The 17,939-nt window shown below is 70.8% G+C and carries 16 protein-coding genes; 3 read left to right on the top strand and 13 right to left on the bottom strand.

Annotated elements, in window-relative coordinates; all coding sequences use genetic code 11:
- Positions 1-3 precede the first annotated feature (3 nt).
- From HDA39_RS09010 to HDA39_RS08980, 7 genes are all read right to left on the bottom strand, one after another.
- Positions 4-222, bottom strand: coding sequence for a hypothetical protein (locus tag HDA39_RS09010; RefSeq protein WP_184794773.1), 219 nt, complete (start codon positions 220-222; stop codon positions 4-6).
- 124 nt (positions 223-346) lie between these two features.
- Complete coding sequence (locus tag HDA39_RS09005) at positions 347-1,267, bottom strand: type II secretion system F family protein (protein ID WP_184794772.1); 921 nt, start codon at positions 1,265-1,267, stop codon at positions 347-349.
- Positions 1,264-2,169 carry a type II secretion system F family protein gene (locus tag HDA39_RS09000; protein ID WP_184794771.1) on the bottom strand — a complete coding sequence of 302 codons (906 nt, stop codon included), beginning with the start codon at positions 2,167-2,169 and terminating at the stop codon, positions 1,264-1,266. The genes HDA39_RS09005 and HDA39_RS09000 overlap by 4 nt, the downstream gene beginning before the upstream one ends.
- A gap of 9 nt (positions 2,170-2,178) precedes the next feature.
- A complete protein-coding gene (locus HDA39_RS08995) occupies positions 2,179-3,489 on the bottom strand; it encodes an ATPase, T2SS/T4P/T4SS family (RefSeq protein ID WP_184794770.1) in 1,311 nt (436 codons plus the stop codon).
- Positions 3,486-4,289 carry a CpaE/TadZ family protein gene (locus tag HDA39_RS08990; protein WP_184794769.1) on the bottom strand — a complete coding sequence of 268 codons (804 nt, stop codon included), beginning with the start codon at positions 4,287-4,289 and terminating at the stop codon, positions 3,486-3,488. Before HDA39_RS08990 ends, HDA39_RS08995 begins: the two co-directional genes overlap by 4 nt.
- Positions 4,289-5,011 carry a hypothetical protein gene (locus HDA39_RS08985; RefSeq protein ID WP_184794768.1) on the bottom strand — a complete coding sequence of 241 codons (723 nt, stop codon included), beginning with the start codon at positions 5,009-5,011 and terminating at the stop codon, positions 4,289-4,291. The genes HDA39_RS08990 and HDA39_RS08985 overlap by 1 nt, the downstream gene beginning before the upstream one ends.
- A gap of 63 nt (positions 5,012-5,074) precedes the next feature.
- Positions 5,075-5,548, bottom strand: a complete 474-nt coding sequence (locus HDA39_RS08980; protein ID WP_337925681.1) for a hypothetical protein — start codon at positions 5,546-5,548, stop codon at positions 5,075-5,077.
- A gap of 176 nt (positions 5,549-5,724) precedes the next feature.
- On the opposite strand from HDA39_RS08980, the gene HDA39_RS08975 reads away from it, so the two are divergent.
- The 3 genes from HDA39_RS08975 to HDA39_RS08965 are packed head-to-tail and all read left to right on the top strand — an operon-like array spanning position 5,725 to position 14,016.
- Positions 5,725-12,900, top strand: a complete 7,176-nt coding sequence (locus HDA39_RS08975) for a hypothetical protein (protein ID WP_184794766.1) — start codon at positions 5,725-5,727, stop codon at positions 12,898-12,900.
- A gap of 28 nt (positions 12,901-12,928) precedes the next feature.
- The gene (locus HDA39_RS08970; RefSeq protein ID WP_184794765.1) at positions 12,929-13,471 is read left to right on the top strand and encodes a hypothetical protein; all 543 of its coding nucleotides are present in this window, start codon (positions 12,929-12,931) and stop codon (positions 13,469-13,471) included.
- On the top strand, positions 13,471-14,016 hold the full coding sequence (locus HDA39_RS08965; RefSeq protein WP_184794764.1) for a hypothetical protein: 546 nt from the start codon (positions 13,471-13,473) through the stop codon (positions 14,014-14,016). Before HDA39_RS08970 ends, HDA39_RS08965 begins: the two co-directional genes overlap by 1 nt.
- On the opposite strand, the gene HDA39_RS08960 is transcribed toward HDA39_RS08965, so the two are convergent.
- The 6 genes from HDA39_RS08960 to sufC all read right to left on the bottom strand — a co-directional run bounded on the left by HDA39_RS08960 (position 14,001) and on the right by sufC (position 17,919).
- Positions 14,001-14,630: an acVLRF1 family peptidyl-tRNA hydrolase gene (locus HDA39_RS08960; protein WP_184794763.1), complete on the bottom strand. Its 630-nt coding sequence runs from the start codon at positions 14,628-14,630 to the stop codon at positions 14,001-14,003. The two genes, HDA39_RS08965 and HDA39_RS08960, sit on opposite strands and share 16 nt — an antisense overlap.
- Positions 14,627-14,998 carry a cupin domain-containing protein gene (locus tag HDA39_RS08955; RefSeq protein ID WP_184794762.1) on the bottom strand — a complete coding sequence of 124 codons (372 nt, stop codon included), beginning with the start codon at positions 14,996-14,998 and terminating at the stop codon, positions 14,627-14,629. Before HDA39_RS08955 ends, HDA39_RS08960 begins: the two co-directional genes overlap by 4 nt.
- A 67-nt stretch (positions 14,999-15,065) precedes the next feature.
- Positions 15,066-15,449, bottom strand: a complete 384-nt coding sequence (locus HDA39_RS08950; protein ID WP_184794761.1) for a metal-sulfur cluster assembly factor — start codon at positions 15,447-15,449, stop codon at positions 15,066-15,068.
- Positions 15,442-15,900 carry a Fe-S cluster assembly sulfur transfer protein SufU gene (gene sufU / locus HDA39_RS08945; RefSeq protein WP_184794760.1) on the bottom strand — a complete coding sequence of 153 codons (459 nt, stop codon included), beginning with the start codon at positions 15,898-15,900 and terminating at the stop codon, positions 15,442-15,444. The genes HDA39_RS08950 and sufU overlap by 8 nt, the downstream gene beginning before the upstream one ends.
- A 1-nt stretch (position 15,901) precedes the next feature.
- Complete coding sequence (locus HDA39_RS08940; protein ID WP_184794759.1) at positions 15,902-17,158, bottom strand: cysteine desulfurase; 1,257 nt, start codon at positions 17,156-17,158, stop codon at positions 15,902-15,904.
- The gene (sufC, locus tag HDA39_RS08935) at positions 17,155-17,919 is read right to left on the bottom strand and encodes a Fe-S cluster assembly ATPase SufC (RefSeq protein WP_184794758.1); all 765 of its coding nucleotides are present in this window, start codon (positions 17,917-17,919) and stop codon (positions 17,155-17,157) included. Before sufC ends, HDA39_RS08940 begins: the two co-directional genes overlap by 4 nt.
- Positions 17,920-17,939: the final 20 nt, after the last annotated feature.

Genomic DNA, 17,939 nt, shown 5'->3' with positions numbered 1-17,939 from the left:
GCGTCAGCCCTTCTGGATCTCGCCGGTGCGCTTGTCGATGACGCCCTTGACCACGGCGCCGATGGCGATCGCGGCGGCGACCAGGATGGCCGAGATGATCGCCCACTCCAGCGCCGAGGCCCCGAGCTCGCTCTCACCGCGCCGGGCGCGAGCCCGTTGGTTGTGGGCCCGCGCCAGCGCGTACCCGACCATCGCGCGCACGAACTGCACTTCCTGGTTCATCCGATTGCCTTTCCCATTCGTGAGCCCGAACCGAGCCTCAGTATGCCCGGTACGACGACCGAAGTGCCTCGGCGGATCCCTTGCCCGATCCGCCGCCTTGATAACGCTCCGCGAAAATTCAGCACTAACTTCCCAGGATCGCGGCGCCTGCTGGGTAGCCGAGGAACAGCATGAAGGCGGCGCACATGACGAGCTGGGCCACCAGCATGGACTGGGACCGCTCGCCGGCCTTGCCCTCGACGTCGGCGAGTTCCTTGCGGCGCAGCGACGCCGCGCGGGACAGCAGGGAGGCGCGGATCTTGGCGCCCTCGTCGCCGGCCAGGGCCAGCGCGGAGGCGAGGTCGCGGAGCTCCTCGACGCCGAGGTCCTCGCCGAGGCGGGCCATCGCGTCCCACGGGGTGATGCCGATCAGGCGGGCGTTGGCCAGTGCCTGGCGGATCCGGGCCATCGCCCAGTGGTCGCCGATCGTGGAGGCCGTCATCAGCGCCTCGGGCAGACCGCGGCCGCCGGCCAGGTTCATCGCGACCAGGTCGAGGAAGCTGCCGACCACGTGCCGGAAGTCGCGCCGGCGCTCTTCCGCCTCCTGGCGCAGCGCCAGGTCGGGCAGGAAGAACGCGAACACCATCGCGGCCAGCGTGACCACGGCCGGGGCCGCGCCCGGTGCCGGGAAGCCCAGGTACGACGCCGCGAACAGCACCACCGGGATGAAGATCAGCGCGCCGAGCGCGAAGAACATCTTGGTGGCGAGCATCGCCGCGAACGGCTGGTTCATCACCGCGAGGTCGCGGCGCAGCCGGCCGAACGCCCAGCCGCGCGCGTTCGCCTCGGCCTCGAGCCGCCGGCCGAGGGTCTCGCGGGCCTTGTCGACCCCGCCGAGCACCTTCTCCCCCGCCGCGCTCGCGGTCGAGCCGCTGCTGTAGCCGGCCCGCCCGGCGTCGATGCGGGCGATCGTGGACAGCACGTTGGGCGCCGGCCGGACGAGCATCCGGACCAGCAGGAACACCCCGATGCCGACCAGACCGCCGCAGATGAAGGCCCAGGTCATCCGCCCACCACCTCCATCCGTTCGTCGCCGGCCCGCGCGGACCGTTTGTCGTCGGCCCGGATCAGGAACCGCTCGGGCACCTCGATCTTGGCCAGCTTGCGCAGCCAGACCAGGCCCACGGCGTACAGGGCGATGACCAGGAACAGCACGAACTGGCCGATGAAGCTCGTGTACGGCTGGACGTAGACCGGGTTGAACAGCACCAGCGCGGCCGCGACCAGCAGGGTGATCGCGACGACGACCTGGACCGAACGCCGGGTCGAGCGCCGTTCGGCGGCGACCTTACGGCGTACGTCGAGCTCTTCGCGGGCCGAGTCGGCCAGGGCGGTCAGCACCTCGCGCAGACCGGGGCCGCGCAGCCGCGCGTTCAGGACGAGGGCGGCGACGATCAGGTCGGCCGAGGGGTCGTCCAGGTCGTCGGCGAACCGCATCAGGGCCGAGGGCAACGGTTCGCGGATCCGCAGCCGGTCGACGAGCAGGTTCAGGCCGGGCTTGATCGCCGGGGCCGCGTTGACCGCGGTCGCCGGGATCGCCTGCTCCAGACCGACCGCGCCGGCGATCGTGTCGCGCAGTGCCTCGGTCCAGGTGGCCAGGGCTTCCAGCCGCTCGATCGCGCGGCGCTCCTCGCCCGTACCACCGAAGAAACGGTCGGCCATCGCCGCGAGCAGACCGAGCGCCACGGCGAGCACCAGCCAGCGGGTCACCACCAGGACGATGATCCCGACGGCGATGCCCACGCCGAGCCGGGTCAGCTGCCGCCGGCCGTCGGCGCTGCGGCTGCGCTTGAACAGCGAGGGAGTCTCCTCGCGCGGCTCGGTGCCGCGGAGCGCGATGATCAGCAGCAGGATCCCGCCGCCGACCACCGCACCGCACAGCAGTGGCAGCAGATTCGAGTCATTCATCGGTCCACCTCACGCCCACCGGCCGTGCACCATCGGCTGGTAGCCGAAGTGCTCCAGCTCGTCCATGCACGAGATCGGCGCGTGCGCCGCCGCGCGGCCGTCGGGGCCCGGGGCGAACACCTCGCCGGACAGCACGCGGCCGTCCCAGCCGGTGACCTCGCGGATGCTCTCGACGTACCGGCTGAGCGTGCCGCCGTGCTGGTAGTCGTTGTGCTTGCGGACGAACACGACGAAGTCGAGCGCGCCGGAGATCAGCATCTGGGTGGCTTCCATCGGGAGCCGCTCGGTCGCCTGGATGGCGTAGGTGCTGATCCGGTTGAACACCTCCATCGAGCTGTTCGAGTGGATCGTCGACAGCGAGCCGTCGTTGCCCTGGCTCATCGCGTTCAGCATCGTGACGATCTCGTCGCCGAGCACCTCACCGACGATGACGCGCGACGGGTTCATCCGCAGCGAGCGGCGGACCAGGTCGGCCATGCTGACCTCGCCGACGCCCTCGGAGTTCGGCAGCCGCTCCTCGAACGCGACCACGTTCGGGTGCAGGTCCTTGAACTCGCCGAGCCCGAGCTCCAGCGAGCGCTCGACCGTGATCAGCCGCTCGTGCGGCTGGATCTCGTTGCCCAGCGCGCGCAGCAGCGTGGTCTTCCCGGAGTTGGTGGCGCCCGCGATCATGATGTTCTTGCGGGCCGCGACGGCCGCCTTGAGGAACGAGCCGATCTCGTCGGAGAACGTCCCGTTCGCGACCAGGTCCTTGAGGAACACCCGGCCGAGCCGGGACCGCCGGATCGAGACCGCCGGGCGCGACGTCACGCCCATCACGGCCGATAGCCGCGAGCCGTCCGGCAGCCGCAGGTCGAGCTGTGGGTTGGCCGAGTCGAAGGGGCGGCTGGTCAGTCCCGCGTGCGCGGCCAGGACCTGGATCAGCTCGACCAGTTCCTCGTCGGACTCCGCGACCGGGCCCGGGCGCTCCTCGCGGCCGTCGCCGTACTGGACGAAGACCTGGTCGCACCCGTTGATGTCGATGTTCTCGACCTCGGGGTCGTCGATCAGCGGCTGCAGCCGGCCGACGCCGAACAGCGCGGAGTGGATCGCGCCGGCGATCTGCGCGTCGTCCTCGGGCGTCGGCGGCGTCCGGCCCTCGGCCAGCTCGTAGCGGGCGTGGTCCTCGAGCACCTGCACGATCAGTGAGCGGGCGTACTCCCGCTCGTCCTCGGCGCTCATCGGCGGGACGCCGTTGACCTGGTCGCGGCGGCGCTGCTCGTTCAGCCGCTCGGCGACCTGGACCCGCAGCTTGCGGACCAGCTCCTGGTCGGTGATCACCGGCGGCCCTCCCCGTCCTGCGGCAGGGCCTGCGCCATGTCGTACTCGTACTGCGAGGGCGCGCCGACGACCGCGGCCATCTCGGCGGCGATCTCGCTGCCGGTCCGGATCAGCGCGGTCTTCTCCAGCCGCCCGTGTCCGCGTCCGTCGAAGAACGACGCGCCAACCGGGTCGTAGGCGAGGTGCCAGCGGTGGTGGATCTGGATCGACATCGCGTCCAGCACCGACCAGACCTGCTTGACGCCGTCACGGCGCTTCGGGTCGGCGACGACCATCACGGCGAGCCGTGCGTCGACGTGGTGCACCAGCGACGACAGGCGTTCCCGCAGGTGCGCCACGGACGAGCCGGTCGCCGTACAGACCAGGACGACGAGCCGAGCAGCCTGTACGACGGGCAGCTGCGGCGACGCCGCTCCGATCCGCCCGCAGTCGGCCAGGACGTCGGCACTGTGCATCTGGTTGAAGGTGATGCCCAGCGGCGACCACAGGCCACCCATGCCGCCGATCTGCTCAGGCGAACGCACTCCGAGCATCACGTCCAGCCCGCCGTCGAGCTGCTGGCTGTGCGCCATGATGACCTCGTCACCGAGGCCCTTGCGCCCCGCGGCGGCCAGGCTGACCAGTCCGCGGTCCGAGTTCAGCGGCTGGCCGCCCGGTGCGGTCATCCGGATCGCGACGTCGCTGCCGGCCGGGTCGCACTCGGTCAGCAGCACCTGTCGCGGCCAGAGCGCTCCCAGCACCAGACCGGCCGTCGTCACCCCCGGCGAGCCCTTGGCGCTCGCCAAAGCGACCAGTGCCATCAGCGGGCTCCGGGGTCGTTGGAGATCTCCGGCTTCACCGAGTCGGCCAGCTTGACCAGGACCAGCGTCTTCGCCGCGGCCGCGGCGGCCACGGTGGTGGCGCGGCTGTCGGGGATCAGCACGGTGACGTTGACCGTCGTGTTGGCGCCGGTCTTGCCGTCGGTGAGCGAACCGGTGGTGGAGGTCACCCTGGCCGCGGGCGCGATGACGGCCGCCTGGCCGCCGTCCTGGTTGGCGGCCGGGATCCGGACCAGCCGAACGACGTCGCCCACCTCGACCGCCTCGGCCGGCGCCCGGCCGCTCTCCACGCTGATACCGACCAGTGCACCGCCCTCGGGGACGGGGTCGTTGGTGAAGTTCTTCTTCGACACGAACTGGCCCGCGTAGATCCAGCCGGTCGTGTACTGGTCCTTCAGCGCGGCCCGGTCCGACCACAGCACCAGCGTGCCGGTCGCACCGGCCAGGTCGCCGCGGGTCAGGTCCTTGTCCTCGACCTTGTGGCCCGGAGGCAGGTTCTCCTTGACCGCCACGAAGTACTGCCGGTCGCCGCTGCGCAGCGCGATCAGCGTGGAGCCGGCGGCGCCGAGCAGGATCAGGATCACCGCCAGGGCGGCCAGCGCGGGGCGGCGCTCGCGGTTGCCGGGCAGACGTCTGCCGGTGCCGCTGGGCTTGGCCGCGCGGGCGCCGGCGGCCTGGGGACGGTTGGAGGAGGAGAAACTCACGCGCCTACCGTAATGGCCAGTAGGGACCAACTCCGCCCCCAGGTCCACAGCGTGGCGAGGCTGTTACCCCGCGGACACTTCCGAGACCTCTTCGGGCGTCAGCAGCTCGGTGAACGCACCGGGTCCGCCGTACAAGTGGTCTAGATAGCTGTACAGCGCCTGCAGGCAGCGGCCGAGTTCGCCCTGCCACTCCGGCGCGGCGGCGAGTTCGGCCGCCAGGTCCCGGCCCTCGGCCAGCGTCACGGCCGCGTTGACCGGCTGGTCGAGCCGCGCATCAGCTTCCGTAGTTGAAAGATCCACCGGTACGCCGTGGCCGCGCGCCTTCCGGATCCGCCTGGCCAGGGCGGCGCGCTCCGGCCCATCCAGCAGCCGGTCGAAGCCGGCGCCGCCGTACAGCTCGTCCAGGTAGCCGGTCAGCGCGCCGAACAGCTCCAGGCCGTCGTACTCGGGGCCGGTGAGGTTGGTGTGACGCAGCCGGGACGTCAGGCTGCGGGCTTCGGTGACGGTCCACGACGAGGGCGACAGAACAGTGCTCACCGCGCCAGCCTGGCACATCCAGGTTGATGCATCAGGCAACGAAAGTGGCCGGGGGATGTCAATCACCCACCGTTTTCCGATCGAGATCGGAAGTCTGTTGCCTGAGGGAACCGCACCAGTTACTTTGCGGTCACACTCGCGTCACAATGAGGTGATACGGAGGGGGACGAGCAGCGATGACCGAAGCACCTGGGGTCACTTCGACGGGCGGTCACGGGCGGTCGCGGTTCACGCCGGCCGAGCGGGCTCGCGCGGCGCTGGGCGTCGCACTCGGCGTGGTGTCGCCGGAGGCCGTCGCGCTCGACGATGGCCGGGTCCGGCTCAGCAACTCCGGTGAGCTGCTGGAGCTTTCGGCCGTCGAGCGGCTCGACACCCGGCTGGAGGCCATGGCCGGGCGCGAGGACGTCACCGACCAGCGGCTCCTGGTGGAAGCGGTTGCCGCACTGGGCGCCGAGGTCGACCACAGCCGCGGCGGGTCGTCTCCGGTCGACGGAGCGACGATCGCACTGGACCAGTTGCTCGATCTGCCCGACGCGGCCGAGGACGTCCAGGACGAAGCCCGGACCGTGCTCCGCAACGTGCTGGAGAGCAACCAGCTCAGCACCGAAACCGCCGTACGGCGTCTGGCGGCGGAGCGCGCTGCTGAGCGTGCTCCCCTGGTCGCCGATACCGGCCGGGCGTCGCGCGCGATCCAGCGCGAGGCGGAGTTGCTCGGTCGCCCCAGCACTCCCCCGGCGATCGTCCGGCGGCGTACCGAGACCGGTCGGCACCGCCGCCAGGTCGGTGCGCGCCACCGCAAAGCCGCAGTACCCCGCACAGTCGGTACGCCGGCAGCAGCCGGGCTGACGGCGACCGGGCGCCCCAAGTCCGAGTCGAAGCTGACACCGGCCGAGGCGCTCGAGGCGCTCAGGCTCGTCAAGCCCACCGACCTGCCCGGTGAGATCACCACCCCGAACGACGTCACCAGCCGCAACCTCGGCCTGGTCACTACCGCCGAGCACGGCGCCCAGTACTTCCGCGTGGTCGACGAGGAGCCGCCGGGGCGCCTGGTCGCGCACACCACAGTGCGGGCGGGCAGCCTGGCCGATCCGCACCAGGTCCGGATCGCCGGTGGCGTGAAGGCCGAGCAGCTCCCCCGCATCTGGGCGAGCCAGATCGGCGGCACGCTCCGCGAGGTCAGCGCGAAGGCGCCCACCAGCTTGATCGACAAGGTCAGGGCCCGGTTCCCCCGGTTCCAGGGCCGCCAGCGGCAGGCGACGGCGCAGTACGACCAGTTCCGGCTGGTCAGTCGCAACTGGCGCGAAGAGCAGCTCCAGCCCACCCCTGACCCCGCGAAGCTGACCCAGCTGCGCGGTGAGCTCGAGCAGCTGGCCAAGGCGATCGGGCGGACCGGCCAGCCGGCTCCTGCGCTCCCCGACTCCGCACGGGCCCTGCACGTCGTACCGCAGACCCAGACCGCGCAGGCGCCCGCCCAGCCGAACACACCGGCCCATCTGCGCGAGCAGGTCGTCCAGGAGATGGCCGGACTCGAGAAGGCAGCCAAGGGGCTCGACAGCCGCGCGGAGTTCCGCCGTACGACGGCAGAGGCCGCGACGACGGCGGCTGCGGACTCGGTGACCAAGGCGAAGGTCGAGGAGGGCCGCAACGACTCGGCAGGCAGCGTGCGTGGCCGGAAGCTCAGGGACGCCGCACAGTCGTCGACGCGCAAGGCCGAGCGGCACCTGACGATCGCAGCGACCTGTGACGACGCGGCCACGAAGGCCCGGGAGGCCGGTCAAGCGTACGGCGTACTGCTCACCAAGCTGGAGGAGCTGGAGGCGTCAGGCGGCAAGCCAGGCCCGGAGATCCAGCAGCTGGCGCAGGCGGCGACCGAGAAGGTCTCGGCGTACCGGACCGCTGCCGCGGCCACCCTGCCGTCGCCGGACGTCCAGCACACCGCGATCACGTCCGGTCGCTTCCCGCACCTGACCAAGCTGACCCGCGAGCTCAACCAGGAACTCGCCCGGCGGCAGAGCACCTTCCGCTACACCCCGGAGGTGCTGCACCGACGACTCCGGTCCGGCACCCGGCGAGTGCTGTCGCCGAACGGCGTCCTGCTGACCGTCGGCAACAACCCGCGGGCGGACGCCGGCAGCGTGATCCAGTTCAAGGTGAAGCTGAACCCCGGTGAGCTGCGCGAGGTCCTGTCGTCGCCGCTGACCTTCGACGAAGGCGCGCTGGCCCAGCTGCGGCAGGGCGGCTTCAGCGTCGCCACCACCACGGTCGAGTCCCTCGGCTACAACGGCGGCGCCAACCTCAAGACGCTGACGGCGGCCTTCCCGGACTCCAGCGCGCTCAAGGGCGTCTCGCACATCATCGCCCCCGGCTTCGAGCACGCCGTGGGCCAGAGCCACTCCGTCACCGGGAGCGCCCAGGAGAACGGTCTGTCGGGCGCGGTCGAGGTCCTGAACGGCGAGATCCTGCGCTACGCCGCCGACGCGCCGGAGTGGCGCTGGCAGGTGCGCGGTGGCGTCGGTGAGCCGTGGTCGCAGGCCAACGTCGTCGACTCGGGCGACCCGCAGGACGCCTCCCAACTGGTGATGGGCATCAGCCACAGCTACACGGTCCCGCCCCCGAAGGAGACCGTCCGGCTGGACGACCTCGAGTTCGACCCGGACGTCGATCCCGCCACTGAGCTGGAGCGGGCCCAGGAACTGCCCGAGCACGTCGCGTCCCGCGTCGACGGCATGGACGACCTCGCCGACAAGGGCATCGCCGGCCTGCGGACCCGTCTCGGCAAACTCGACCGGACCGCGGCCGACCAGGTCCGCGCGATGTGCGTCGACGACGCTCCGGCGGCGCTGACCGAGGCGACCCGGCCGGGCGGGTTCGGCCGGATCATCTACAACGGCGGCCGCGCGGTCGCGTACGCGCAGCTAGAGACGACCGTCGTCCGGGAGTCCGCGGAGCTGCTCAGCGACAGCTCTCCCGAGCACAAGATCGAGCGGATCCGGGTCGGCTTCTCCGGCGCGAGCGGCAGCCAGTCCTTCGGGACGTCGTCCTCGACCGCGGCCACTCTCGAGTACGGCGGCAAGGCGCTGTCCGACCTCGGGACCGGCACGGTGGACTTCGGCCCGACGCTGCGCGGGGCCCGGAGCGTGTCCCGCGGCGACAGCCTCAGCGTCAGCGACGTCGCCATCCACCCGAGCGTCCAGCGCACCGAGGAGACCATCGGCGTCAAGGTCCGGCTGGAGCACAAGCTCACCTTCCACCGGCTCGACAAGGACGAGGCGTTCGACGTCGAGAACGCGGGCGACGCAGTCCTGCGGCTGCCGGAGAACGAGGCCGCCGACAACGACCTGCCGTTCCCGAAGGCCGCGCTCGTGCTCGACAAGGACGGGAAGGCGCAACTCAGCGCGGACGGCGGTGTGCTGACCCGCGGCTGCGCGCAGCCGGGTGAGCCGATGAAGCTGCCGGTCTGGATGGGCAACGACCAGGGCCAACTCCGCGGCGCGGGCGCTGCGCTGGTGCAGAAGCTGCGGGGCGCCGACCCGGCGTACAAGGCGTTCGTGCGGCACCTCAGCGACGAGGGGATGGTGCCGAAGCTCGACAGGAACTTCCAGCCGATCCTGCGGGGCGTCGACCTGCAGGACCCGGTGGTGGTCAGTCAGCTGGCCAACCTCGAGCGGGTCGGGCAGCAGCTGTCGCGGCACCGGCTGGAGACCGGGTACGACCAGGCCTGTCAGGGCGGGTTCGTGTTCGCGCTGACCCAGCACCGAGTCAGGGACACGCCGCAGGAGCGGACCTACCGGGTCGCGATGACGCAGGACCTCGAGAATCCCCGCTGGCTCGGGCTGAACCGCTCGCAGACCGCCGCCAACCTGCACATCGGGTCGAACACGACCAGCCGCTCCCGCAACCGGTCGAAGGGACTGCCCTGGTCGGCCAAGCTCGGCTTCAGCGACCGGCCCGGCGAGAACCAGGCGGGCAGTACGCCGAGCGGCGGTCCGTCGTACGGGCGGTCCGCGATGGGCCGGTTCTTCTCCTGGGTGACCGGTACGACGGTCAACGGCGTGACCCTGACCGAGAGCTCGGGGCCGCTGGCCGACTTCCGGATCAAGCACACGCTGACCGTCACCGAGGTCCTGCCCGACGGCGACACCCCTCCGATCGTCGAGCTCGAGGGCAGCGCGAAGCTGTCGATCGACAGCGAGTTCTGCGACCGCGGCGAGCCGCAGTGCGTCGCGATCGACGGCGAGGTCGACCCGCAGCTGCTGCAGACGGCGACCTGGCAGCACCTGGACGCCGGCGACATCTCGGCCCGGCTGACGGCCGCCCTGCCCGCGGTCGCCCGCAGCGACTCCGCGGCCCTGCACCACCTGGCCGGCTTCGTCAACGTGCGCAACCTGAACGCGCACCCCGAGATGCTGACCACCGAGTACCGGACGGACTTCGCGGTCAGCCCGGCGCCCTCGGACGCGCTGCAGGCGCTCGCCCAGCGCGGTCTCACCCCGCGCCGCGGCAGCATCACGCTGACCACGAAGATCGAGAACCTCCGGTACGTCGGCAGCGGGCACCCGATCATCGGCGACATCAACCTGACGCTGGACAGCGCCGGCTTCACCACCGGCAGCTCGACCGGGAACACCGCCGGAATCGGCGGCGGCACCGGGATGACCGAAGCGACCGGCGACGGCTGGAACGGCTCGGTCGGGGTGAACCGGTCGGGCAACATCTCCAGCTCCAGCAACGAGCTGGCGATCCGCGGCGTCGAGCGGCTGAACATCAAGGACGGGCAGCACTACCAGTTCGTCGGCGATCTCAAGCTGGAGGCGAAGATCAAGGCGGCCGGGCTGGCCGCGCCGGAGAAGGTCGAGCTCGACACCGGCACGGTGATGCTGACGATCCCGGAGCGGGACGCGCTGAAGATGTACGGCGACAGCGACCTCGACCTGCCGCTGGAGAAGGTCGCGGACGCGGTCGAGCGGATGCAGGACGGCAACCTGAGCCTGGACCGGCGGACCTCCACGGCGATGATCCGGCGCTACCAGCGGGACAAGCAGGGCGTCACCACCGGGCTCGCGGCCACCCACACCGACGAGAAGCTGAAGGCCTTGCTGCCCCGGACGGCGAAGATCACCAAGCCGCGGGCGCAGCCGGAGACGTTCGATCAGGTCGCCGCCGACGCCGAGAAGGTCGCGAAGACCCGGGCCGAGGCGCAACTGCCGAACCACTACCGGACCACGATGGGCGCCGGGCTGGTCGACCGCGACGTCTTCCGCGACGGCGAGGGCAACGTCACCACGATGGAGCGCGAGGTGAGCGCCGCGGTCGCCGAGGCGGTGCCGGACGCTGCCGGTGACCCGGCGGTCGGCGCGGCGATCCGGAGCCAGTTGGCGGGGATCCGCTGGCGGGGGCACGCGGAGAAGGTCAAGGACCCGACCGGCTTCAACCTGGAGCTGCCGTTCGGCGGCGAGGAACCCGGTACGTCGGCCGCGCGCAACCTGCGGATCCGGGTCCGGATGGTGCGCACCGGCCCGATCACGATCGACGAGGCACCGAGCGAGGGCAAGCCCCCGCAGCCGGCCGCGGCGGGCGAGGGCGCGGCAGCCGAGCCGGAGCAGACCGAGAACGCGCTGATCATCCTGCAGGGCTACGACTACACCGAGGAAGGCCGTGGCATCACGCGCAGCGTCGGCTACGGCGCCGATCTCGGGGCCGGGCTCACCGACGGCGACGCCGGGTCGGCGGGGCTGAGCACCGAGCTGACCACGTCCGAGTCGGTCAACGTCGTCGACCAGAACACCCACCTGAGCCGCGCGCTGTGGTCCAAGACCAAGCGGGTCGAGCACGACTTCCGGCTCGTCATCGAGGTCGAGGAGACACCGGGCGCCGGCGCCGAGACCAAGGGCAAGCTGCGCCAGACCGCCGACCGGTTCCGCAGCGACGAGAAGCGGCCGGCACCGCACCGCCGCGAGGCGAGCGGTCGCCTGACCCTGCTCGTACCGGCCTCCGACGTCAACCAGGTGCCGCTGAAGCCCCCGGAGTACACGGACCACCGCCCGGTCGTGCTGTCCACGCAGAAGTTCCTGCGCGGGATCCAGCTGCACGACCAGAACGGCGAGCTGCCCAACGAGCAGGAGACGATCGACGACCCGGACTTCGACGACGCGCTCGTCTCCCGGGTGACGAGCGAGCTGGGCGGCCGGCGCTGGCTGACCCGGGCCGGCGTCCAGCTGCACAAGGGCATCATTCGCGAGGAGCTCAACGGCAGTGCCCGGCGGATCGCGTTCGAGCGTTCCGACGGTACGGGCAGTCCCTGGACGCCGGGCCTGCCGGTGCCTGGGCACGGCTCGCGCCAGGTCCGGCTGCGGCTGCGCGCCGACCTGTCCGGCCTGCAGCTCGTCTCCGACAGCTCGGAGCACGCGCAGGTCGGTGAGGCCCACCGTCACCAGGTCGCCGTCAACACCAGCCAGGAGAGCACCCGGCTGGCCCCCACCAGCCAGAACATCGGCACCTCCGATCCGACCACCGGGCTGAAGGCCGGGGCCTCGTTCGGTGAGCAGGCGAAGGAGCGGAGCGGCGACACCTCTGGCAACCGTGACGAGACCAACTCCAACGAGTCCGGTGAGCTGGTCACGGTGCAGCTCCTGGTGACGTTCCACGTCGACGCCCGGCGGCAGCGCACGACCCGCGACCACCAGACGAAGGTCACGCACGAGGCGACCTTCGAGAACGCCGCGACCGGCGTCGTCACGCTGAGCATGTTCCGGCACGACTTCGAGGCGATGCAGGCCCGGATGGAAGCCGGCCAGGCGCCGATGCAGCACTGGAACCCCGACGAGCTCGCCAAGCTGGCCAAGCGCGTACCGGTACGACGGGTGGCGGCCAGCGAGGTCGTCACCGGCGCCGACGGCTCGAAGACCGTCGCGCCGTACAAGCCGCTGGTCGACGCGCTCGACCGGGCCCGCAAGGAGCAGGTCGAGGTCGTCGTCACGATGAAGCAGCAGGACGGCGCCCAGCAGGTCTACCGTGCGCTGCCGAACGGCACAATGGTCGGCACCAGCAAGGACGACAACGGGTACGGCGCGGCGTTCGGGGCGCTGCACCCGTCGCTGGCGATGCTGGCCGAGGGCAACAAGATCGACCTGCGCAAGCTGTACGACGCCAAGGGCGCCGGCGAGCGGTTCAGCGGGACCGTCGTCCAGGCGCTCGAGGAGAAGGGCGTAGCGGCCTCGGCGCTGACCGGGCTCGACCACACCCGGTCGGGTCCGCACAACGCGCCGGAGGAGGCGCAGGGCGCGAAGGCGCACGCCGCGCGGCACGTGGCGATGGCCCGCGGCAAGCGCGGCAGCGGAATGGGAGTGCAGTGAGACGGGAGTGCAGGGAGATGGGAGTCCGGTGAGCGACCACGACCCGACGTACGCGATCGCCAGGACCGGTGACGAGACGCTGCTGTTCCTGGAGCTGAACCCGTGCCCGGACTGCGGCTCGATCGAGACGCCGTGGGAGCACGGGCTGGCCGACGAGGACGGCGAGCTGGTGATCAGCTACGCCGGGGTCTGCTCGGGCTGTGGCGCCTCTCGCGAGTACCTGTTCGGGCTGCCGGAGACCGAGGCGACCGGGCCGTTCCCGAACTTCGGCGGGCCCGAGCCGTCGGAGCTGCTGGACGCCGGGCAGTGGATGTCGGTCGCCGACAGCGCGGCCTCTTCCGTGCCGGAGGACGCGGCGGCCGGCGACCAGCAGGCCGCGACGGTGATGGCGATCGCCCGGGCCGCTGTCGAGGAAGTGATCAAGTTCGTGCCGCCGGACGGCGACGCCGTACCGGACGATGCCTTCTGGACCGACGAGGGGCGTGCACTCCGCGCCGCCGAACCGGGTAGGTTCCGGGTGGAGCGATTGCTCGTCGTCCGTGACAGCTACAGCGATCCGGGAGTTGTTTGATGCTGACCGCGAGGACCTTGGCCGAGGCAGAGGTCTACCTGAGCGTGCTGGCCACCGCCGTCGAAGCGCCGCGGGTGACCGCGACGCCCGAGACGAGCCGGACCGAGGGCGAGGAGGCCTGGACGGTCACCTCGCCGGCCGGCGAGGTGCAGGTGCTGTACCGGACCGAGGAGGCGGCGCGACTGAGCGAGGCCCGGTTCGGTCTCGGCAACTCGCTGCTGCTGGACGCGGGCGACTGGGTGCAGCTGGCGTCGGTGTGGGCGCAGCGCGCGCAGGACGCGGACCTGGACTACACCGGTCAGCCGGGGCAGGACCGGGCGCCGGTCGAGCTCAACTGGGAGTTCGCGCGCGACGCGATGGGCGAGGCACTGAAGTTCCTGCCCGACGGCGCTGACGAGATCCCGGACGAGGGGTTCTGGACCGAGCTCGGGCTGCGGACGCACGAGCTGGACCGCGAGCTGTTCACCCGCGCGAAGCTGACCGAGGACTACGAGTTCTACCGCGACACGCTGATCGACTTCCGGAAGCTCTACGGCGAGGGCTGATCCGGGTCGGTCAGTTCGATCCGGAGCGCCCGGGCGTCGACGCCGGCCTGCTCGAGGACCTTCTGCTTGGGATCGGCCACCCCCAGAAAGGGCGGCCGGACCAGGCTCCTCAGCTCCTTGAGCCTCGGGTCCTCCAGCACGGTGTCGATCGCCTTGCGATCTCCCCCGGTCACGAGCGCGTCCAGCTTGGCCGGCGCCAGAATCCGTACGGCGACCTCGGTCGCCGCGTTGAACGCCTCCCGCGCCTGGTTGTCGCGCCGCCGGGCGAACCGCTGCTGCGACCAGCCGCCGGCCTTCGTCGTACCCTGCACGTGCCTGGATCCGACCTTGGAGTCGGTGAGCTTGCCGCTGACGAACACGCCAGCGCCGTAGCCTCCTCGTCGTACCAGCAGCAACCCGAGCCGATGATCGGCGAGCACATGAGCGACCAGCCCTTCGCGCGTCAGCTCACCCAGCGGCCCGAACGGCACGGCGACCTCGGCGATCGCACCGTCCTCCCCTACCAACCGCACCAACTCCGGGCGTACGTCGTACGACGTCTCGCCGTGCCGCTCGCCGAAGCCCGTCAGCCAGCGCTCGAGCCGCTCGGGTGCGACGGAGACGACGCGAGTCACCGGCGGAAGTCCTCGATGTTGACCGTGGGGATGCCGCCGCCGGCGCGGGCGATGATCGCGACCGACGGCTCGTCGGTCGGGTTGGACTCGCGGTGGATGGTGAACGCGGGGACGTGGATGAAGTCGCCGGCTTCCGCGTCGAGGTAGCCCTCTCCCCCGTCGAACTCCAGGCGGAGGATGCCGGAGACGACGTACAGGCTGGTCTCGTTGCGATCGTGGTGGTGCCAGCCGGAGATCGCGCCGGGCGCGGTCTCGACGCGGCCGGCCCAGAGGATCGGCAGCTCGAAGGCCTTCTTCCGGAGCATGCCGCTGGTCGGGTCGGACTCGATCAGGTCGACCTCGCGGATCACGCGCACCGGTTCGCTCATCCAGCCATTGTCGCGGCATGCGAAAGCCCGGGCCACCTGACCCGGGCCAACGCAGTACTGGGGAAGCTCAGACGTTGAAGCCGAGCGCGCGGAGCTGCTCGCGGCCGTCGTCGGTGATCTTCTCCGGGCCCCACGGCGGCATCCAGACCCAGTTGATCCGGAAGTCGTTGACCAGACCGTCGAGCGACATCCGGGTCTGGTCCTCGATCACGTCGGTCAGCGGGCAGGCCGCGGACGTCAGCGTCATGTCGATGATCGCGGTGTTGCTGTCGTCGACGGTGACGCCGTAGATCAGGCCGAGGTCGACGACGTTGATGCCGAGCTCGGGGTCGACGACATCCTTGAGCGCCTCCGTCACGTCCTCGACAGCGACACTGCCGCCGGCCGGGGCCGCGGCTGCCTCGAGATCCACCTCGGGCAGCTCGATCTTCTCTTCGGTCTGGTCAGGCATTGGTGACTCCCTCTGTCTTGGCAAGCGCTTGGGCGGTGGCGTCGCGCCAGGCCGACCAGCCCAGCAGCGCACACTTCACCCGGGCCGGGAACTGCGCGACGCCCGCGAAGGCGACACCGTCCTCGAGGACTTCCTCATCCGGTTCGACGGTGCCCCGGCCTTGCATCAGCTCCAGGAACTTCTCGTACGCCGCCATGCCCTCGGTGACCGGCTTGCCGATCACCAGGTCGGTCATCACCGAGGTCGCCGCCTGGCTGATCGAGCAGCCGACCGACTGGTGCGTCACGCCGGTCACGGTCTCGCCGTCGAGCTCGACGCGCAGCGTGACCTCGTCCCCGCAGGACGGGTTCACGTGGTGCACCTCCACGTCGTACGGCTCCGACAGACCCGCGTGGTGCGGGCTGCGGTAGTGGTCCAGGATGATCTCCTGGTACAGACTGTCCAGCTGCATATCAGTCCACCTTGAAGAACGATCGGACGAAGCCGAGGCCGTCGACGAGCGCGTCGATCTCCTCGGGTGTCGTGTACAGGTAGAAAGACGCTCTGGTCGACGATTGCATTCCGAACCGCTCGTGCACCGGCCGCGCGCAGTGGTGCCCGGCGCGGACCGCGATGCCGCGGGTGTCCAGCACGGTCGACACGTCGTGCGGGTGGACGCCGTCCAGCTCGAAGCTGATCGCGCCACCGCGGTCGACCGCGGTGGCCGGCCCGAGGATCTTCAGGCCCGGTACGGTCTGCAGCCCCTCCAGCGCGTACGCCGTGATGGCCTGCTCGTGGGCGGCGACCTTGTCCATCCCGATCCCGGACAGGTAGTCCAGCGCGGCGCCGAGCCCGACCGCCTGCGCGATCGGCGGCGTACCGGCCTCGAAGCGGGCCGGCGGCGGCGCGTACGTCGAACCGGTCATCCGGACGACCTCGATCATCTCGCCACCACCGAGGAACGGCGGCAGCGAGGCGAGCAGGTCGTACCGGCCCCAGAGCACGCCGATGCCGGTCGGGCCGACGACCTTGTGGCCGGTGAAGGCCAGGAGGTCGGCACCCAGCGTCGAGACGTCGACCGGGAACTGCGGCACGGCCTGCGACGCGTCGACGACCATCACCGCGCCGACGGCGTGCGCCTTGGCGGCGATGTCGCTGATCGGGTTGATCGTGCCGAGCGCGTTCGACACCCAGGTCAGCGAGACGACCTTGGTGCGCTCGTTGATCAGCTCGTCGACATTGGTCAGGTCGAGGCGGCCCTCGTCGGTGACGCCGAACCACTTCAGCGTCGCGCCGGACCGCTCGCAGGCCAGCTGCCACGGGACGATGTTGCTGTGGTGCTCCATCTCGGAGATCACCACCTCGTCCCCCGGCTTCAGCGAGGCACCGAGTGTGTACGCCGCCAGGTTGAGCGCCTCGGAGGCGTTCTTGGTGAAGACGATCTCGTCGCGGTTGGCCGCCCCGATGAACGCGGCGACCTTGTCGCGACCGCCTTCGTACGCCGCCGTCGCCTCCGCACCGAGCTGGTGCATCGCGCGGGCCACGTTCGCGTTGTGCCGGAGGTAGTGCTCCTCCAGCGCCTTCACGACCTGCGCCGGCTTCTGCGAGGAGTTGGCCGAGTCCAGGTAGACCAGCGGGAACCCGCCCGCGAGCTCGCGGGACAGGATCGGGAAGTCCGCCCGGACCGACTGCAGGTCCAGCGGACTGCTGAAGGTCCGGGCGTCGGTCATGCTTTGGCGCCGGTCTTCAGGAACCGCTCGTAGCCGTTGGCCTCGAGCTCGTCGGCCAGCTCGGCGCCACCCTCTTCGGCGACCTTGCCGTCGACGAACACGTGCACGAAGTCCGGCTTGATGTAGCGCAGGATCCGCGTGTAGTGGGTGATCAGCAGGACGCCCTTGTCGCCGGCCTCGGCGAACCGGTTGACGCCGGTGGAGACGATCTTCAGCGCGTCGATGTCGAGGCCGGAGTCGGTCTCGTCGAGGATCGCGATCTTCGGGTCGAGCAGCTCCAGCTGGACGATCTCGTGACGCTTCTTCTCACCGCCGGAGAAGCCCTCGTTGACGTTGCGCTGACCGAAGTCGGCGTCCATGTCCAGGTCGGCCAGCGCCTTGTTGACGTCCTTGACCCAGGTGCGCAGCTTCGGCGCCTCGCCGTCGATCGCGGTCTTGGCGGTGCGCAGGAAGTTCGACACCGACACGCCGGGGACCTCGACCGGGTACTGCATGGCCAGGAACAGGCCGGCCCGGGCGCGCTCGTCGACGGCCATGTCCAGCACGTCCTCGCCGTCCAGCGTCACGGTGCCGCCGGTGACGTTGTACTTCGGGTGGCCGGCGATCGAGTACGCCAGCGTGGACTTGCCGGAACCGTTCGGGCCCATGATCGCGTGCGTCTGACCACCGGCGATGGTCAGGTCGACGCCGCGCAGGATCTCCTTCGGGCCGTTCTCGGTGTCGACCGACACGTGCAGGTCGCGGATCTCGAGTGTCGCCATGGGGTTTCTTCTATCTCCGT

This window comes from Kribbella italica (assembly GCF_014205135.1).
GTDB classification, from domain to species: Bacteria; Actinomycetota; Actinomycetes; order Propionibacteriales; family Kribbellaceae; genus Kribbella; species Kribbella italica.
This window is presented reverse-complemented; position numbering and strand designations above follow the sequence as displayed.

Excerpts from the sequence above, each read along its gene's own strand:
- HDA39_RS09010 (WP_184794773.1), bottom strand. The coding sequence starts at position 222 with ATGAACCAGGAAGTGCAGTTCGTGCGCGCGATGGTCGGGTACGCGCTG.
- HDA39_RS08990 (WP_184794769.1), bottom strand. The coding sequence starts at position 4,289 with ATGGCACTGGTCGCTTTGGCGAGCGCCAAGGGCTCGCCGGGGGTGACG.
- HDA39_RS08950 (WP_184794761.1), bottom strand. The coding sequence starts at position 15,449 with ATGCCTGACCAGACCGAAGAGAAGATCGAGCTGCCCGAGGTGGATCTC.
- HDA39_RS08940 (WP_184794759.1), bottom strand. The coding sequence starts at position 17,158 with ATGACCGACGCCCGGACCTTCAGCAGTCCGCTGGACCTGCAGTCGGTC.
- HDA39_RS08975 (WP_184794766.1), top strand. The coding sequence starts at position 5,725 with ATGACCGAAGCACCTGGGGTCACTTCGACGGGCGGTCACGGGCGGTCG.
- HDA39_RS08965 (WP_184794764.1), top strand. The coding sequence starts at position 13,471 with ATGCTGACCGCGAGGACCTTGGCCGAGGCAGAGGTCTACCTGAGCGTG.
- HDA39_RS09000 (WP_184794771.1), bottom strand. The coding sequence starts at position 2,169 with ATGAATGACTCGAATCTGCTGCCACTGCTGTGCGGTGCGGTGGTCGGC.
- HDA39_RS09005 (WP_184794772.1), bottom strand. The coding sequence starts at position 1,267 with ATGACCTGGGCCTTCATCTGCGGCGGTCTGGTCGGCATCGGGGTGTTC.
- sufC (WP_184794758.1), bottom strand. The coding sequence starts at position 17,919 with ATGGCGACACTCGAGATCCGCGACCTGCACGTGTCGGTCGACACCGAG.
- HDA39_RS08955 (WP_184794762.1), bottom strand. The coding sequence starts at position 14,998 with ATGAGCGAACCGGTGCGCGTGATCCGCGAGGTCGACCTGATCGAGTCC.
- sufU (WP_184794760.1), bottom strand. The coding sequence starts at position 15,900 with ATGCAGCTGGACAGTCTGTACCAGGAGATCATCCTGGACCACTACCGC.